Origin of the sequence: Psychrobacillus soli, assembly GCF_006861775.1 — a bacterium.
Taxonomy (GTDB): domain Bacteria; phylum Bacillota; class Bacilli; order Bacillales_A; family Planococcaceae; genus Psychrobacillus; species Psychrobacillus soli.
In genome coordinates, this window is sequence record NZ_VDGG01000034.1 from 1 (window position 1) to 16,703 (window position 16,703).

Here is a 16,703-nt window from a genome sequence, read left to right on the forward strand (position 1 = left end):
AACTTCGCGGTAAGAATAACGACCGGATAAATAGAGCAGAACAGCTTGATATTTTTCTTCTAAGCTAAATCGTTTTCTCATATTATGACATCCCATTCATGTGTCTAATAAATGGGGTGCAGTGCACTCACCCGGCGGAAAGCGTTCGACTGCAGCGGAAATCATAGCGGTCACTAGTTGACGCATTACCACGCAGTATCCCTATACTGCACATACTTTCTTTTGTGGAAACTAATAAAAAAATGATAGACTTGAAGCCATTTAGCATTTTGTTCTGGAAAATGAAACTAAATACGCTTTCTAATCGTCTTATTATATTGTATTCTCTAATGAACGGAGGAGGAATTGTATGAAAGAAAATAATAGACGCATGAATTTGAGACAAATTCGAAAGAAAAAATCAAATAAAATACTAAATATATTAATTGGAATAGTATTACTCCTAATCATCGTAGTAGTCGTAAATATCGTAACGGACGATAAATCCGAAGAAGCTGCCGTAGAAGAAAATGTAGCGGATACTGCGGACACGACAGAAGAAGAAACCACCGACCAAGAGGAAGAAGATTCTTCTGTAAACGAATCCATTAGCCAAAATGAGCCAAGCACTAATCCAACTGCAGAGGAAGAAGATACGAAAGTAGATTCATCGGAAAATAATAGCGAATCTAGTACAACAGAGCAATCTAGCAATACAAACCAAGAAAATGATACTGTTGACTCAGAATGGGAACCAATTGGCACAACACAAACTGGGGAACATGTCTCTAGTTATGACAGTTCATCGGTTGATTGGGCAGAAAAGGTAGAAGCACTAGCATATGCTGCTGGACTAGATCCTTCTAATATGTATGTGAAGTATTTAGGAAATGGTGGCAGCCCTCAAAAATCGATTGGGACCGTCACTTCGAAAGATGGAAAAGAAATTTACCGAATTTCTTTAGAATGGGTAGATGGGCAAGGATGGAAACCGACGAAAAGAGAAAAGTTAACAACATTAGAAGACGCCTCTTGACTTCAAGGGCGTCTTTGACTTATTTTAATAGAAGCGCTTTATTTTCATTCAGCAAATATTTCACTGCGACGAGCTTGCGCAGGAGCAAAATATTTCACTGCGACGAGCTTGCGCAGGAGCAAAAGATTTCCACCGGTGAATGAATGCGGTTTTGTTTACTGTTCAGCGGGTGTTTAAACGCCCGCTGAACGAAGATAAAGCCTCCGGCGGATGTCACAGATTTTGAAAGGAGTCAATGAGGGTAGTCTAGGTTCGCGATGTCCTATCGCAACGACTGTATGACCTACCTCCTATAGGCCTCAAGCTCGATTCAAAATCTGGACGTAATTACGCCAAGGCGTAATGGATAGAGAGGGGCAAAATAAGATGAAAATTGCAGTTATTGGTGCAATGGAGCAAGAAGTAGAATTATTGAGAAATGCAATAGAAAATGCTGAAACAAGAATAATTGCAAATAGTGAATTTACAATTGGTACTTACAAAAATCATGAAGTAATTCTATTAAAAAGCGGAATAGGTAAAGTAAATGCCGCAATGACGACAGCTATTTTATTAAACGAATATAAACCGGACTACGTGATTAATACTGGTTCAGCTGGTGGATATGATCCAACACTTTCTGTAGGTGCAATAGTTATTTCAGATGAAGTACGACATCATGATGTCGATGTGACGGCTTTTGGATATGAAATGGGACAAGTGCCACTACTTCCAGCAGCGTTTAAGTCTGATAAACATTTGATGAAATTGGCAGAAGAAGCAGTAAAAGAAATTGGAGAACATGAAGCGGCTACTGGATTAATCGCAACTGGAGATATTTTTATGCATAATCCTGAAAAAGTAGAAGAAGTTCGCGGTCATTTTCCACAGATGAAAGCTTGTGAAATGGAAGCGGCAGCTGTAGCGCAAGTTTGTCATCAGTTCGAAGTTCCCTTCGTTGTCATCCGATCACTATCGGATATTGCTGGGAAAGAGTCTTCTATTAGTTTCGATGAATTTTTACCGGTTGCGGCTAAGCATTCGACAGAAATCGTTTTGCGTGTAGTAGAGCGATTATAATTTGTCATGAATTTGACAAACTAGAATAATCACTTTCATATTAATAATTTATCCATTGTATGCTATGATATAGGCAACAAAGGCTTTAATATGTTAGAGGGGGTTAATAGAATGATCTTTTTGATGGGAATGTCTATTTTAATAACGGCTGTTTTAGCATTCATTATGATAGCAGAGACAAGTGAAGATTAAGTTCTTCTAAGCTCTTTTGGTGTTTGATACATCAAAAGAGTTTTTTTCATGAATATACGATTGGTATAGTTTAACAAGCGCACGTTTTTCAATTCGTGACACGTAACTTCTAGATATTTTCAATTGTTTCGATATTTCTTTTTGCGTCATTGGCTCATGCCCAAGTAAGCCATATCGGCGAATAACAATTTCTAATTCTCGTTTTTCTAAATTAGACAAGTGTGTATACAATCTGTTTGTATCTTCTTCATCGACAAGTTGCTCATCGGTACTTTTATCCATATTTTGAAGTAAATCTGTTATCTCTAAAGAATGGCCATCTTTATCCATTCCGATTGGTTCATGCAAAGAAACGTCTTTTTGTACTTTTTTTAGCGAACGCAAATACATAAGTATTTCATTTTCTATACATCTTGCTGCATAGGTTGCTAGTTTCGTTTTTTTAGTTGGCGTATAGCTATTAACTGCTTTCATCAATCCAATCGTCCCAATGGAGATGTAATCATCTAATAGCTCATGTTTTGGATGGAATTTCTTTACAACATGCGCAACGAGGCGCATATTGCGTTCGATGAGTTCATCTCTTGCGGATAGATCACCATCCAAAAAACGATCGATCATCACTTTTTCTTCTTCTGGCGTAAATGGTTGATGAAACGCCTGACCCTTCAAGTAACCGAGAACAAGAGGAAGATCTGAGACAACACTTATAAATGCAGTCAAAAGACCAGAGATACTATTCACCTCCATCTAGTTATACGCTTTAGTATATGTCGAAAAACATAAGAATATGAAAAAACGATTGCAAGTAGCAACCGTTTTAATTTGGAAAAAGGTATTAAACTTTCTTTAATGTAAATGTACTGATCATTAAAAAAGCAAGAATGATGAATAAGAACATGTATGAAACGGAAGGAATAATATCAATAGCAAAATAAGATAATGTTAAAATAACGCCTGCAACTGTAATCGGGAGACCTGTAAAAAATCCGTTCGATTCCGAAATATTAAATCGGGCAAGTCTAAATGCACCACACGCGATATAAATGATGGTGATTGCCATGCCGGCAGTACTAAATTCTTGTAATACTAAGGAATACAAGAGCAATGCTGGAGCGACGCCAAAAGAAATGATATCACTCATTGAGTCGAGTTGTTTTCCGAGTGCCGATTCAACTTGAAATTTTCTTGCAACCATTCCATCAAAACGGTCTAACAAACCTGCTATAAATATAAATAAAACACTGTATGCAGGAGTTTCATTCATCGTAGCCATAATGGCTGCGCCGCCAAAAGCAAGATTTGCAATAGTAATCATATTAGCTGCATGTGATCTCAATTTCTTTCGGGTATTGGACATAATACTTTGTAAATACATTGTAAATCACTCCTTTACAAATCAACTATTTTGTTTATTATACGTTGAAAAAGTAAAAATTGTAAACTATTGTTCATAGGGAGATAGAAATGAGAGAAAAATTATATCAATCGATGATTGAATTAACGAATGGTAGATGGTCTTCCTCTGTTATTCAATCATTTGCACGATCAAAGCTTAGTAAATCCTTCATACTTTCTTATATTAAGTATTTTAATATAACATTACTAGACGTCTCTCGTCCTATTAATGAGTTTTCTACTTTGCACGATTTTTTTATCCGCGAAGTGACAACAAATAGTAGACCGATACATCCAGGGACAACTAGTATTATTAGTCCTGTGGATGCAACTGTAGAAACATTTGGTGCTATTTCGAAAGATGGCATTTTTCTAGTGAAAGATAAACCTTATACATTAGAAAATTTAGTTGGTTCGCAAGAGGTTGCTAACCAGTTTGTAAATGGCAATTATATTATTTTATATTTAAGTCCAGCTGAATATCATCGCATTCACGCACCGGTAGACGGGGAAGTAATTCGACAGTATAAGCTTGGAAAAAAATCGTATCCTGTTAATAAATGGGGACTTCAATATGGAAAAGAAGCAATTAGCGGGAATTATCGTTTGTTAACGGAACTTAGTATGCCTAATCAAAAACATTGTTTCCATATTAAAGTTGGGGCTATGTTTGTCAATTCGATTGAACTAACGAATACTTCTCCTGTTTGGAAAAAAGGGGAAGAAGTCGGTTATTTCTCGTTTGGATCGACCGTAGTTATGCTGTTTGAGGAAGGTAGTATGGAGTTTTTATCCAGCATGAAACCCGGGAAATTTGTACGAATGGGTGAGATTGTGGCAAATATGCTATAATCGTAAAAGAAAAAGCGCCGAATTGGAGTGTTCGTTTTTGTATTCATATTTTATACCAAGTGAATTTGTAAGAAGCATCTTTCATATAACACCCGACTTTTTAAAAGAAAAGGGTGTGAAAGCAGTGATTACAGATTTAGATAATACACTAGTAGAGTGGGATCGTCCTAATGCAACACCGAAGTTGATCGAATGGTTTGCAGTCATGAAAGCGGCTGGCATTCAAGTAACAATTGTTTCGAATAACAATGAGTTTCGAGTAAAATCATTCGCAGATCCGCTTGGGATCTCGTTTATTTCTAATGCACGAAAACCGTTAGGAAAAGCTTTCAAACAGGCAGTTAAGAAAATGAACGTCAATCGTGACGAAGTGGTTGTTATTGGCGATCAACTTTTAACAGATGTATTCGGTGGAAACCGACAAAAGCTCCATACGATTTTAGTTATTCCAGTCGCAAATTCAGACGGGTTTATTACTAAATTTAATCGTATAGTGGAACGAAGAATTTTTAGTTATCTTGATAAAAAAGGTCAAGTAACATGGGAGGAAGAAGTGTGACAGAAGCACCAAAATGTATCGGTTGTGGAACAATTATTCAAACAGAAAAAGTGGGAGAACCGGGGTATGCCCCAATTTCTTCATTAGAAAAAGAAGATATCATTTGTCAACGTTGTTTTCGATTAAAAAATTACAATGAATTACAACCGGTTTCGTTAACGGATGATGACTTTTTACGTATTTTAAATGGATTAGGAACGCAAAAAGGATTAATCGTTAAAATTGTGGATATATTTGATTTTAATGGAAGTTGGCTTCCGGGATTACATCGTTTCGTTGGAAATAACCCAATTTTGTTAATTGCCAATAAAGCAGACTTATTACCAAAGTCCGTGAAGAAAAATAAAGTAATTAACTGGATGAAACAAGAAGCAAAAAAATTAGGGTTGTCTCCAATCGATGTGTTATTTGTAAGTGCACATAAAGGAACTGGTATGCCAGAAGCAATGGAAGCAATTGAGCATTATCGTAAAGGCGAAAATGTGTATGTCGTTGGTTGTACAAACGTTGGTAAGTCAACATTTATCAATCGTATTATTAAACAAGCAACTGGAGAAGATGCAGTCATTACAACATCCCATTTTCCTGGAACAACGCTTGATATGATTGAAATTCCATTAGACGATACCAAAGCATTATATGACACACCTGGTATTATAAATCATCATCAGATGGCGCATTATTTGGATCCAACTGAGCTTAAATTTATTACGCCGAAAAAAGAAATTAAGCCGAAAGTGTTCCAATTGAATAGCGAGCAAACTTTATTTTTAGGTGGATTATCTCGATTCGATTTTATCAAAGGAGATCGCTCTGCGTTTACTTGCCATATCGCGAATGATATTCCGATTCACCGAACGAAGCTTGATAATGCAGACAATTTATATGCAGAACATAAAGGAAAGTTATTATCGCCGCCATCAGAGCAGTTTGCAGATTTATTGCCACCTTTAGTGCGTCATGAATTTAAGATTAAAGATGCAAAAACAGATATTGTTTTCTCAGGGTTAGGTTGGATTACTGTTCAGCACGGTGGCGTAATTGTAGCTGCGCATGCACCAGCTGGCGTTGAAGTGTCTATTCGACCATCGCTTATATAGGAGGTTTTTTAGTTGAAAAAATGGTTTGCAGTTATAGGAAATCCTATCGCACACTCACTTTCTCCGTATATGCATGATACATGGCTAGAGGAGCAACATATAAATGCAAGTTATATTCCCGTTCATGTGGAAGAAGGAAAGCTTGAGGAAGCAGTGAACGCATTAAAATTATTAGGTTGCAGTGGTTGGAATGTTACGGTTCCATATAAAGAAGCCATTATTCCTTTTTTAGATGAAGTAGACAATTCCGCAAAAGGGATCGGAGCTGTAAACACAGTTGTGAAAACGGGAGACGGTCGTTTTGTTGGATATAATACGGATGGCTTTGGATTTATCGAGTCACTTGGACCGATTGATCAAACAAATCGAATTCTTATTATAGGTGCTGGTGGCGCTGCAAGAGGTATTGCCCATGCTTTCAAACAATTAGACTTTTCGCATATTGCAATTGCTAATCGCACATATGCGAATGCAAAACGTCTAGTGGAAGAATTACAAATTGGACAAGCAATCACATTAGAAGAAGCAGAAGCGACTATAGCGCAGTTCGATGTGATCGTTCACACAACGCCACAAGGGATGAAAAACAACACGGCGACGCTACCAATTCAGCTTAGCCAAATAAAAGAACATGCAATTGTTGCGGATATTGTATATAATCCTTTAGTTACCCCTTTTTTAGAGGAAGCGAAAAAATACAATGTTCGCACGGTAAATGGATTAGGAATGCTCGTCCACCAAGGGGCAATAGCTTTTACGTATTGGAATGGAGTTAAACCAAATACGGAACAAATGGTGGAACGCTTAACCGAGCAATTAGGAGGAAATTATGTTAACAGGTAAACAAAAAAGATTTTTACGCAGTCAGGCACATCACCTATCGCCAATTTTTCAAGTTGGTAAAGGTGGCGTAAATGATGCGATGATTAAACAAATAGGTGAAGCATTAGAAGTTCGTGAATTAATCAAAATTAGTATTTTACAAAACTGTGAAGACGAGAAGCATGAAGTGGCAGAAGCCTTGGCAAAAGGGACTCGAGCTGAGCTTGTACAATTGATCGGTTTGACGGTTGTATTATATAAAGCATCGAAAAATAATAAACGAATCGAGCTTCCAAAAGCGAGTCGGGCATGAGTAAAAAAATAGGGATTTTAGGTGGTACATTTAATCCGCCTCATATTGGTCATTTAATCATTGCCAATGAAGTGTTGAACGCACTACGTCTGGATGAAGTGCGATTCATGCCTAATGCAACCCCACCACATAAACAAGAGGACGAGCAAGTAACAGCAGCTCAGCGTTTAAAGATGGTACAGCTTGCGATTCGTGGAATTCCGAATTTGTCAGTGGAAACAATTGAACTAGAGCGTGGAGGCACTTCTTATACGATTGATACAGTGGAAATGTTAAAGCAGCGAGAGCCGGAAAGCGAATTTTACTTCATCATCGGTGGTGATCAAGTGGAGTATTTGCCGAACTGGCATCGTATAGATGAACTCGTTCAAAAAGTACAGTTTGTAGGGGTTCCTAGACCAAATACAAAAATAGAATCGGCATATCCTATTAGTACAATTGCAATTCCTCAAATTGATATATCTTCTACACTTGTGCGAAATCGACTGATGAATGGAGTAACAACGAAGTTGCTTATTCCGGATAAAGTGATTGATTTCATCCAAAAGGAGAAATTGTATGAAATTTGAGCATGTAATGGAGCAGATGAAGGATAGAATGCCCGAAAAACGCTATATTCACACTAGAGGGGTAGCTATGACGGCAGTTCATCTTGCAACAAAATATGGAGAAGACCCGGAAAAAGCAGAGCTTGCCGGTATTTTACATGATAGTGTGAAATATGCAGAGAAGGAATGGTTGAGGGAAAAGATTATTTCGGAAAAGATGAATCCGATTTTATTAGACTTTCACCATGAACTTTGGCACGCACCTGTTGGAAGTTACGTAGCGAAACATGAATTTCATATACACGATGAAGATACATTAAACGCGATTAAATTCCACACAACCGGTCGAGCAGGTATGTCACGACTTGAAAAAATTATTTATGTCTCGGATATGATAGAGCCTAGCCGCAATTTTCCCGGAGTTGAGCTTTTAAGGGAAAAAGCGGAAATAGATTTAGAAGATGCAATGATTAGTTGTATCCAACAAAGTATGATCTTTTTGATCGAAAAAAAACAATCGGTATTTCCGGATTCATTTCATTGTTACAATGATTTGACACAAAAGAAAGGAAAAGTGAACGAATGACAACGACAAAATCATTAGTAGAGATTGCTTTTAAAGCAGCAGACGATAAACGAGCAGAGGATATCGTCATATTAAATATGCAAGGGGTATCATTACTTGCAGACTACTTTTTAATCTGCCATGCAAACTCAGATCGCCAAGTACAAGCGATTGCAAAAGAATTAGAGGAACAAGCAACAATCGCTGGATATCCTGTAAAACGTCTAGAAGGGTTCGATGAAGCTAGATGGATCTTAGTAGATATGGGCGATGTAGTAGCACATGTATTCCATAAAGACGAACGTGCTTATTACAACTTAGAGCGTCTATGGGGAGATGCACCAATGATTGAAGTAGGGCAAGATGCATAATGGTAATGTACGACCGATTTGCCTTTATTTATGATTCACTCATGTCCGATATACCATATGATAAATATGCAAAATGGGTGCAGGCATCTGCACCCGCATCTAGCGGAAAACGTTTAGTCGATATTGGCTGTGGCACGGGTGTCTTGAGTGTGCAATTTGCGAAAGCCGGCTATGACGTAATAGGTGTAGATTTATCGGAATCGATGTTAACGATTGCACAAAGCCGTAGCTTAGAGCAAGGTACGGACATTTCTTTCGTGTGCCAATCGATGTCTGAAATAGATGGCATGGACGAAGTAGATGTAGCAGTCATCGCCATCGATTCGATCAATTATTTGGACACTTTGGAAGAAGTAAAACAAACATTCGAACGTATTTATGAGGCACTATCATCAAATGGCCAACTCTTTTTCGATGTACATTCGCTTTATAAAATGGATGTAATTTTTCCCAATGGTCCGTTTACGTTTGAAGATGAGCAAGTTGCGTACATATGGCATACAGAAATAGGGGATGAAGAACATTCCATTTATCACGATATGACGTTTTTTGTTCGAGATGATTCGGGTTACTATGAACGATTTGAAGAATCACATTATCAACGTACATTTTCTTTAGAATCATATACACAGTTATTAAAACAAATTGGATATGCTTCCGTAACCGTTTCAACGTCTGTTTTTGAAGAACAAGATGAAGAAGAAATCGAACGTTATTTTATACACGCAACTAAATAGTTCTTTCCAAAGAGAGGTAAATTTAGTATAGTTTTTATAACTCCATATAATTTACCTCTTTTTGCGAGAGGATGATATTTCTGGTTCGTTTATTAGTTCAGAAATACAAGAAAAAGCTGTTACTCCCAACAACAGTGATCACGATTGTATTATTTTTCGTTATACAATCCCAATTCAAATCAGCACCTCCCACAGCTGATGATGTACAACCTATCCCTTTTGAAGATTCCTTTATAGAACAACAAGAAGAAACAACTGAATATGTAGAAGATATTGCAATTTTTATCGAAGTCAAAGGCGCAGTGAATAATCCAGGAGTTTATGAACTTGCAGAAGGTGATCGTGTGTTAAATGCGATTGAACTTGCTGGAGGTTATTTAGCTACGGCTAATAGTAAAAATATTAATCATGCGCAAAGAGTAATAGATGAAATGGTTATTTACGTACCGCTTGAAGGAGAAGAAATAGAGGAAATAGCAGCAACGAAAGTCGAAAATTCCAATTTAGTAAATATTAATAAAGCGGATGCCATGATGCTCACTACTTTACCTGGAATCGGCCTTGCAAAGGCTGAAGCGATACTTGCGTACAGAGAAGGAACCGGTCATTTTAAAGAAAAGCAAGATTTAATGAATGTGACAGGGATTGGACAAAAAACATTTGAAAAATTAGAACCCCTAATAACTGTGAAGTAATATTGACTATACACGATAAAAACTACTAAACTAGAAGAAGTATATATTACTTGGAGGTAGTTATATGGAGCGTATTACATGGGACCAATTTTTCATGGCACAAAGCCATTTACTTGCATTAAGAAGCACTTGTACTAGATTAGCAGTCGGTGCAACAATCGTTCGTGATCGACGTATTATGGCAGGGGGCTATAATGGCTCTATTTCAGGTGGAGATCATTGTATCGATCATGGCTGTTACGTTGTAGATAATCATTGTGTACGGACCATTCACGCAGAAATGAATGCATTATTACAATGCTCCAAATATGGGGTTTCTGTAAATGGAGCAGATTTATATGTGACTCATTTTCCTTGTTTACCATGCACAAAATCGATTATTCAAGCAGGAATTGCTCGCCTTTATTATGCACAGGATTATAAAAACAATGAATATGCAATCGAACTGCTAAAACAAGCGGGAGTGGAAGTGATTCAAGTCCCGTTTGACGAACGTAAAATCGACTTTTTAAGTGATGAAAAGGTTGCACTCTATATGGAACTGTTAACTAAGTTACGAGAGAAAGGAGCAAGTATGGAAGAATTGGCGCCTTATGAAAAGAAGGTGGCAGAATTATTCGGCGTATAACCATTCAAGGAAATTTTATTTATGTAGCTTTATCTGTTGTAATTGCAACTATTAGTGCGTATGGATCAGTAAAACTACTGGTGTTATTTGTCATGCTATTTTGCTGGCTATTGTACAAGCAAAAGCATGTACTTTATATAGCCGGAACAATCATCTTTGGTATTGCTTCTTATTTTTATGTGCAAACAGTTACGCCGATACAGGCAAATGAAATTCAAGTAAAGGAAATAACTTGGACAGATATTTACCGGATAAATGGGCAATATATGCGAGGATTTGCAATATCTGAAGACGGTGAAAAATGGTATGTACAACTTAAAATAAGTACGGAAAGTCAAAAAAATATGCTTATGCAAACATCCGTTGCTGGTATGGTATTTCAGGTAGATGCTAAAGAGGTAGAGAAACGACCAGCTTCTCATGCTTATGCTTTTGACATGGATTCTTATATTAAAAGTAACGGAGCTGTCGGTCAAATGGCAGTAGAAACGTATCAAATCATAGAGAAAAACAAGAGCTTTCTTACGTATATGGCAGAAAAGCGATTTGCGATGAAGTGGCATATACAAACTACATTTCCTTCATCTTTACAGGCAGAAGCGGAAGCGCTTTTAATCGGCAGTAGAGAGCAGATGCCGTCTGATATGCAACATGCTTATCAAACACTAGGAATAACGCATTTATTTGCGATTTCGGGTCTACATGTAGCTCTACTCGCATTACTTGTATATGAATCGATGATTAGGATCGGGATTCGAAGAGAAACGGCAAACTTATTATTAATTATTGCTCTTCCGCTTTATGCATTTATCGCTGGAGGAGCTCCATCTGTATGGAGATCTGTTTCCGTAACGGAGATCGTTTTACTTAGTTTATTGTTTAAGAAAAAACTTGCAATCGATGATGCATTTTCGTTAAGCGTTATTGGTTTTGTTTTACTCACGCCTTGGGTTATTTTTCAAATTGGTTTTCAATTATCGTATTTAGCTGCACTTTCGCTTATTTACTCGACTGTGTTGTTAAAAAATAGTACGTCCTATGTGATGCAATCTTTTGTTATTACAGCTCTGTGTCAATTGATTGTTTATCCTATTCTTCTTTATCAATTTTATGAAATTTCCATTTCCTCATTCCTCGCAAATTTAGTTTTTGTTCCTTTGTTTTCGTTTATCATTTTACCTATTAACCTCTTTTTCTTGTTACTCACGTATATTTCTACTACGCTTAGTGATTTTCTTTTCCAATTATATGAACCGATACGCAATTTATTAGGTGACTTTATCATGTATTTAGGTAGTTTACCTTTTCAAATGTGGAATCCGATGAAGCCGTCCTTGCTACTTGTGTTTACGGCTTATGTGACGGTGATATTTTTTTTTATCTCGATTGAACGAAAGAAGCGGCTTATTGTATGTAGTTTACTTCTTTTATCGCCAATTGGAATTATGCATATTACCCCATATTTAGATTCATCGACGAAAATAACTTTTTTAAATGTCGGGCAAGGGGATTGTATCGTGATTGAAATGCCTTACAGAAAAGAAGTAATCATGATTGATACGGGAGGGTTATTACGTTTTGAACAGGAAGCATGGAAGGTGACGAATGAAGTCTATGAAGTGGGAAGACAAATTGTTGTACCGTTTTTAAAAGGAAAAGGAATAACCAAAATAGATACACTAGTCATTACGCATGCAGATGCGGATCATATGGAAGGTGCAGAGGAGATTTTAGGGGAAGTGCCCGTAGGTGAAATTCATATTACACCTGGATCTACTAATAAAGAGGGCATGCAAGATTTGCTAAAAGAAGTAAGGGAGCAACAAATTCCTATGGTAGAAAAAGGCGCGGGACTGGAAATAGACTCAAATTATTTTCAGTTTCACTATATCTATCCAATAGATTCTATGTATGAAGGAAATAATGATTCACTAGTCTTATCCATGCAAAATCGTTATTTTCATGGATTATTTATGGGGGATTTAGAGAAAGAGGGAGAGTTGGATTTAGTTAATAGGTACCGGGGAGCGTTAAAAAATATTACGTTATTAAAAATGGGGCATCATGGAAGTAAAACTTCTAGCGAACAATCTTTTTTAACATTAACAAATCCCGATGTGGCGATCATTACTGCTGGGTTTGGGAATAGATTTGGCCACCCACATCCAGATGTAGTCGAGCGTTTAGAAACGCTTCAAATACCTTTTTTACAAACGGGTAGAGATGGAGCGATTGAAGTTGAAATAACGAAAAAGGGAGAAATATTGGTAACAAATTTTAAGTAACTAAAAAAAGGCTTTGCCCAATAGACAAAACCCTTTTCTAGTGATTATCGAGAAACAAACTCAACAATTACTGCAATAGCGAACATAATTGTAAAAAATCCAAAGGAGACTACAAAACCTACGCCTGAGTCGATTGCGTCGTTACGCTTCGACTGTACATTTTGTTCAAATTCATTCATTATTACCCCTCCTATTTCCACCTAATTATATAGGATAGCCTATTAAAAATCTACATGGAATCTTTCATTTCTCATTTCCTGCTGACAATGTCACAAATTATTCACTACTTTTACGTTATAATAAAGTCAAACATACAGTAGTAAGGAGATCCAAGATGATTTCAGAAAAATGGATGAAAATAGCGAACAATGATTTGTCGGATGTGTATTTATTATACGGAACAGAAGCGTATTTTATAGAAGAGACATTAAAAAGATTAAAGAGACAATTAAATGAGCAAGGTGAGGTTGAAATAATAACCTTCGATATGGAAGAAAAAAGCGTGGACGAAGTAATGTATGAAGCAGATACGATTCCTTTTTTCTCAGACAAAAAGCTAGTAATTGCCAAAAATGCTTTCTTTTTAAAAGCAACAGAAAAAGGAAAAGAAAAAGTGCTGCATGATACAGTTAGTCTAGAAAAGTGGCTCCAAAGTCCTTCTCCAACAGCAATTGTCGTTTTTATCGCCCCATATGAGAAATTAGATGAGCGTAAAAAAATTACAAAAGCCATGAAACAAACCGCTAATATAATCGAAGCAACTAGCTTACAAGCGCATGATTTGAAAAGTTGGGTGTTGCATGAACTAAAAGCGCATGGCAAAACAATGTCAGAGGAAACGATGGAGCGTTTCATCGAATTTGGCGGAACAGATTTAGTTCATTTACAAACAGAATTAGCTAAAATAGCCACGTTCGTAGGAGAAGCGCAAGAAATAGATACAGAAACAGTGAAAAAATTACTCGTTCGAACATTAGAACAAGACGTTTTTACACTAGGAAATGCATATCTTGCGGGCAATAAAAGCGAAGCAATCGCCATTTATCATGATCTACTAAAGCAAAAAGAAGATCCATTAAAGTTAAATGCATTGATCGCAACACAAGTGAGGTTAATGGTTCAAGTAGGTCATTTAAAGAAAAAAGGGTATCATGCCCAGCAAATAGCGGGTCAGTTAAAAGTCCATCCTTACCGTGTGAAACTACTTTATGATAACCCAATATTATATAACGAAGCAAAATTATTACAGACATTAAATGATTTAGCGACAGTGGATTTGCAATTAAAAACATTAAATATTAATCGGAACCGGATATTAGAGCTGTTTTTGATGAAATAAATCCAGTTAGTTTATTATCCAATTTTCACCATTAGAAGTTCACGAAAAATGCACAATTATCGGGTTTAGCACATGTACGTTTTCGATTCGCTTTGGACGAAATGATCACTACATCATTACCGAGGACTTAAGTGTATCAGAAAGTGACTGTGTCACTTCCTGATACACTATTTTCGATAATCTTGTTGCGGATATTTAAAGGAGCACAGTCTTAGTACGCGACATCGTGTCGCAACGGCTGTCTGACCCACGTCGTGTGGGCCTCCGAAGATGCAATTTCGGTCACTCTCTCGCTTTCTATCTTGCTATCTTGCTTACTTTTTTCAAAGTTAGTGCTGGAAATATGGTGACGCTATATTGAAGAGGGACACTTCTTTCGAATTGAAAAGGTGGAAATAATATATAGAAGGACTGAGCAGCCAAAATTGCATCTTTGGCTGCTTTTATCTAGATAAGTAAGTGCCTATTCTTTCGTTCTCAAAAGCTTTAGCACTTAAATTACCCGTGCTTATAGAGTGCCACGGACAAACGATCTCCACACGATTACCGAAAAAAAATGTGCAAGGGATGCGACAAAGTCGCATCCCTTGCACATCAAGAAGTCCGGTTATTATGTAGACACTCGTTTCGTACAAAGCACTCCCAAAGCACCGTTTATAGAGAGCCTAGGGAGTTATCACAATTTTAATAAGTAATTTACTGGCTACTTTTGGTTAATCAACAAATGTGGAAATAAATAAAGACTGACCGAATAAATCCGGTCAGTCTTATTTAAATTACGCTTTTTTCATTAATTGAGCTTTCTTACGAGTAGCTGCGTTTTTATGAATTAAACCTTTAGAAGCTGCTTTCTCCAATTGTTGGATTGCAGATTTAATAAGTTCTTTTGCGTTTTCGTCATTGTTAAGTGCAGCATTGTCCGCTTTTTTTACAGCAGTACGCATTGCAGATTTAGCAGTAGCGTTTTGAGCGTTCAAAGTTGCGTTTTTCTTAACACGTTTAATTGCAGATTTAATATTTGGCATACCTTTCACCTCCTAAAATGGTCTCGAGATGATACATTTCTTTGTTGAAACTGTCTAATACAACAAGCATTATTTTAACAAACGCAAAACCAAATTGCAATATATAATTGCAAAGAATATTTACTTGACACATCGACCAAACTATTTTGGAGGTGAATTTTATGTGGGGACGAACAGATTTATTAGACGAATCTGATGAAATGGTTAGACATCGTTCAAAAGAAGATAAGAATACGTTGGAAAAATCCGAGGGTATTAAATTTGATGAAAGTAGGGAGGGAGCAGTTTTAGTAACCTCTATCGAAGTAGATGAAAACGGAGAAAAGGAACTAGGGAAGAAAAAAGGGAAATATATTACCTTAACAGACTTAACTGTGAGTCCGGATGATAATCGAAGCTTTCAACATTTAGAAAGAGTCTTCGTCGATAAGCTAAGGGAAATGCATGAAAATATTAAACTGTCGAAGTCATCCAAAATCTTAATAATAGGACTTGGCAATGCACTAATTACACCAGATGCAATAGGACCTAAAGCGATTGAAATTTTACAAAATTCTGCATTGACTTCTGAAGAGCATATCAAGGTAGTTATGTACGCTCCAGGTGTAACAGGACAAACTGGATTTGAGACTAGTGACTTTATAGAAGCAATCAGCAATGCATTTAAGCCAGATTTAATCATCGTACTAGATGCACTCGCTGCTAGAAACAGTGAACGACTTTGTAAAACAATCCAAATTACCAATACAGGTATACATCCTGGTTCAGGAGTTGGGAACCAACGAAAAGAAGTTTCCGAAGAAGTATACGGCGTACCTGTTACTGCAATTGGAATACCGATGGTTGTGGACGGCCCAGTTTTATACGCGGATGCAATGGAACAGGTTGTTCACTATATCGCGTCAAAAATAGAAGAGAAGGGAAGTCCTTCATCGGCATTAGCAGTAACCCCGATGGTTTCTAGCAAAAAACCAACTATTGACAAAACAGTCTTACAACCAATCTTTGGAGAATGGGTTACTTGGCCAACTGAAGAAAAAAGAAAATTGTTTGAAGAGGTTTTTGTTGGAAAGAATCCTTCCTTATTCGTGACACCGAAAGAAACGGATGCATGGGTGGAACAATATGCTCATTTGCTATCTAACAGCTTAGAAACATGGATTACTAATAGATGATGTCGTTCTAAAATTCCACTTTTCC

20 protein-coding genes are annotated in these 16,703 nt (G+C 37.0%); 16 read left to right on the top strand and 4 right to left on the bottom strand.

Going from position 1 to position 16,703, the window contains the following annotated elements:
• Positions 1 to 349 precede the first annotated feature (349 nt).
• A complete protein-coding gene (locus tag FG383_RS14770; protein WP_142608161.1) occupies positions 350 to 1,015 on the top strand; it encodes a YrrS family protein in 666 nt (221 codons plus the stop codon).
• A gap of 366 nt (positions 1,016 to 1,381) precedes the next feature.
• Positions 1,382 to 2,074 (top strand): 5'-methylthioadenosine/S-adenosylhomocysteine nucleosidase, encoded by a 693-nt coding sequence (gene mtnN, locus FG383_RS14775; RefSeq protein ID WP_142608162.1) that lies wholly within the window; start codon positions 1,382 to 1,384, stop codon positions 2,072 to 2,074.
• A gap of 198 nt (positions 2,075 to 2,272) precedes the next feature.
• Here the strand turns inward: mtnN and sigK are convergent, their stop codons facing one another.
• Together sigK and pssA are read right to left on the bottom strand one after the other, a co-directional pair.
• Entirely contained in the window at positions 2,273 to 3,001 is a 729-nt protein-coding gene (sigK, locus tag FG383_RS14780) for an RNA polymerase sporulation sigma factor SigK (protein WP_142608199.1), read from the bottom strand.
• 103 nt (positions 3,002 to 3,104) lie between these two features.
• On the bottom strand, positions 3,105 to 3,644 hold the full coding sequence (gene pssA / locus FG383_RS14785; protein WP_142608163.1) for a CDP-diacylglycerol--serine O-phosphatidyltransferase: 540 nt from the start codon (positions 3,642 to 3,644) through the stop codon (positions 3,105 to 3,107).
• Positions 3,645 to 3,733: 89 nt separating this feature from the next.
• Here pssA and FG383_RS14790 point away from each other — a divergent pair, with 89 nt between their 5' ends.
• From FG383_RS14790 to FG383_RS14845, 12 genes are all read left to right on the top strand, one after another.
• A complete protein-coding gene (locus FG383_RS14790; RefSeq protein WP_142608164.1) occupies positions 3,734 to 4,516 on the top strand; it encodes a phosphatidylserine decarboxylase in 783 nt (260 codons plus the stop codon).
• A gap of 37 nt (positions 4,517 to 4,553) precedes the next feature.
• Positions 4,554 to 5,075, top strand: a complete 522-nt coding sequence (locus tag FG383_RS14795) for a YqeG family HAD IIIA-type phosphatase (protein WP_142608165.1) — start codon at positions 4,554 to 4,556, stop codon at positions 5,073 to 5,075.
• The gene (yqeH, locus tag FG383_RS14800) at positions 5,072 to 6,175 is read left to right on the top strand and encodes a ribosome biogenesis GTPase YqeH (protein WP_142608166.1); all 1,104 of its coding nucleotides are present in this window, start codon (positions 5,072 to 5,074) and stop codon (positions 6,173 to 6,175) included. Before FG383_RS14795 ends, yqeH begins: the two co-directional genes overlap by 4 nt.
• Before the next feature lie 12 nt (positions 6,176 to 6,187).
• Complete coding sequence (gene aroE / locus FG383_RS14805) at positions 6,188 to 7,018, top strand: shikimate dehydrogenase (protein ID WP_142608167.1); 831 nt, start codon at positions 6,188 to 6,190, stop codon at positions 7,016 to 7,018.
• Positions 7,005 to 7,310, top strand: coding sequence for a ribosome assembly RNA-binding protein YhbY (gene yhbY / locus FG383_RS14810; protein ID WP_142608168.1), 306 nt, complete (start codon positions 7,005 to 7,007; stop codon positions 7,308 to 7,310). The genes aroE and yhbY overlap by 14 nt, the downstream gene beginning before the upstream one ends.
• Positions 7,307 to 7,879 (top strand): nicotinate-nucleotide adenylyltransferase, encoded by a 573-nt coding sequence (locus FG383_RS14815; protein ID WP_142608169.1) that lies wholly within the window; start codon positions 7,307 to 7,309, stop codon positions 7,877 to 7,879. The genes yhbY and FG383_RS14815 overlap by 4 nt, the downstream gene beginning before the upstream one ends.
• A complete protein-coding gene (yqeK, locus tag FG383_RS14820) occupies positions 7,869 to 8,444 on the top strand; it encodes a bis(5'-nucleosyl)-tetraphosphatase (symmetrical) YqeK (RefSeq protein ID WP_142608170.1) in 576 nt (191 codons plus the stop codon). The genes FG383_RS14815 and yqeK overlap by 11 nt, the downstream gene beginning before the upstream one ends.
• Entirely contained in the window at positions 8,441 to 8,794 is a 354-nt protein-coding gene (gene rsfS / locus FG383_RS14825; RefSeq protein WP_142608171.1) for a ribosome silencing factor, read from the top strand. Before yqeK ends, rsfS begins: the two co-directional genes overlap by 4 nt.
• Positions 8,794 to 9,531, top strand: a complete 738-nt coding sequence (locus tag FG383_RS14830) for a class I SAM-dependent DNA methyltransferase (protein WP_142608172.1) — start codon at positions 8,794 to 8,796, stop codon at positions 9,529 to 9,531. The genes rsfS and FG383_RS14830 overlap by 1 nt, the downstream gene beginning before the upstream one ends.
• A gap of 71 nt (positions 9,532 to 9,602) precedes the next feature.
• Positions 9,603 to 10,226 (top strand): helix-hairpin-helix domain-containing protein, encoded by a 624-nt coding sequence (locus FG383_RS14835; RefSeq protein ID WP_142608173.1) that lies wholly within the window; start codon positions 9,603 to 9,605, stop codon positions 10,224 to 10,226.
• A 64-nt stretch (positions 10,227 to 10,290) separates the two neighbouring features.
• Complete coding sequence (locus tag FG383_RS14840) at positions 10,291 to 10,854, top strand: ComE operon protein 2 (RefSeq protein ID WP_142608174.1); 564 nt, start codon at positions 10,291 to 10,293, stop codon at positions 10,852 to 10,854.
• Between the two features lie 92 nt (positions 10,855 to 10,946).
• Positions 10,947 to 13,139, top strand: a complete 2,193-nt coding sequence (locus FG383_RS14845; protein ID WP_142608175.1) for a DNA internalization-related competence protein ComEC/Rec2 — start codon at positions 10,947 to 10,949, stop codon at positions 13,137 to 13,139.
• A gap of 44 nt (positions 13,140 to 13,183) precedes the next feature.
• On the opposite strand, the gene FG383_RS14850 is transcribed toward FG383_RS14845, so the two are convergent.
• Entirely contained in the window at positions 13,184 to 13,318 is a 135-nt protein-coding gene (locus FG383_RS14850) for a YqzM family protein (RefSeq protein WP_093266124.1), read from the bottom strand.
• A gap of 155 nt (positions 13,319 to 13,473) precedes the next feature.
• Between FG383_RS14850 and holA the strand changes: the two genes are divergently transcribed.
• The gene (holA, locus tag FG383_RS14855; RefSeq protein ID WP_142608176.1) at positions 13,474 to 14,478 is read left to right on the top strand and encodes a DNA polymerase III subunit delta; all 1,005 of its coding nucleotides are present in this window, start codon (positions 13,474 to 13,476) and stop codon (positions 14,476 to 14,478) included.
• A 776-nt stretch (positions 14,479 to 15,254) separates the two neighbouring features.
• Here the strand turns inward: holA and rpsT are convergent.
• On the bottom strand, positions 15,255 to 15,503 hold the full coding sequence (gene rpsT / locus FG383_RS14860) for a 30S ribosomal protein S20 (RefSeq protein WP_142538269.1): 249 nt from the start codon (positions 15,501 to 15,503) through the stop codon (positions 15,255 to 15,257).
• Positions 15,504 to 15,664: 161 nt separating this feature from the next.
• Here rpsT and gpr point away from each other — a divergent pair, with 161 nt between their 5' ends.
• On the top strand, positions 15,665 to 16,678 hold the full coding sequence (gene gpr, locus FG383_RS14865) for a GPR endopeptidase (RefSeq protein ID WP_142608177.1): 1,014 nt from the start codon (positions 15,665 to 15,667) through the stop codon (positions 16,676 to 16,678).
• Positions 16,679 to 16,703 lie beyond the last annotated feature (25 nt).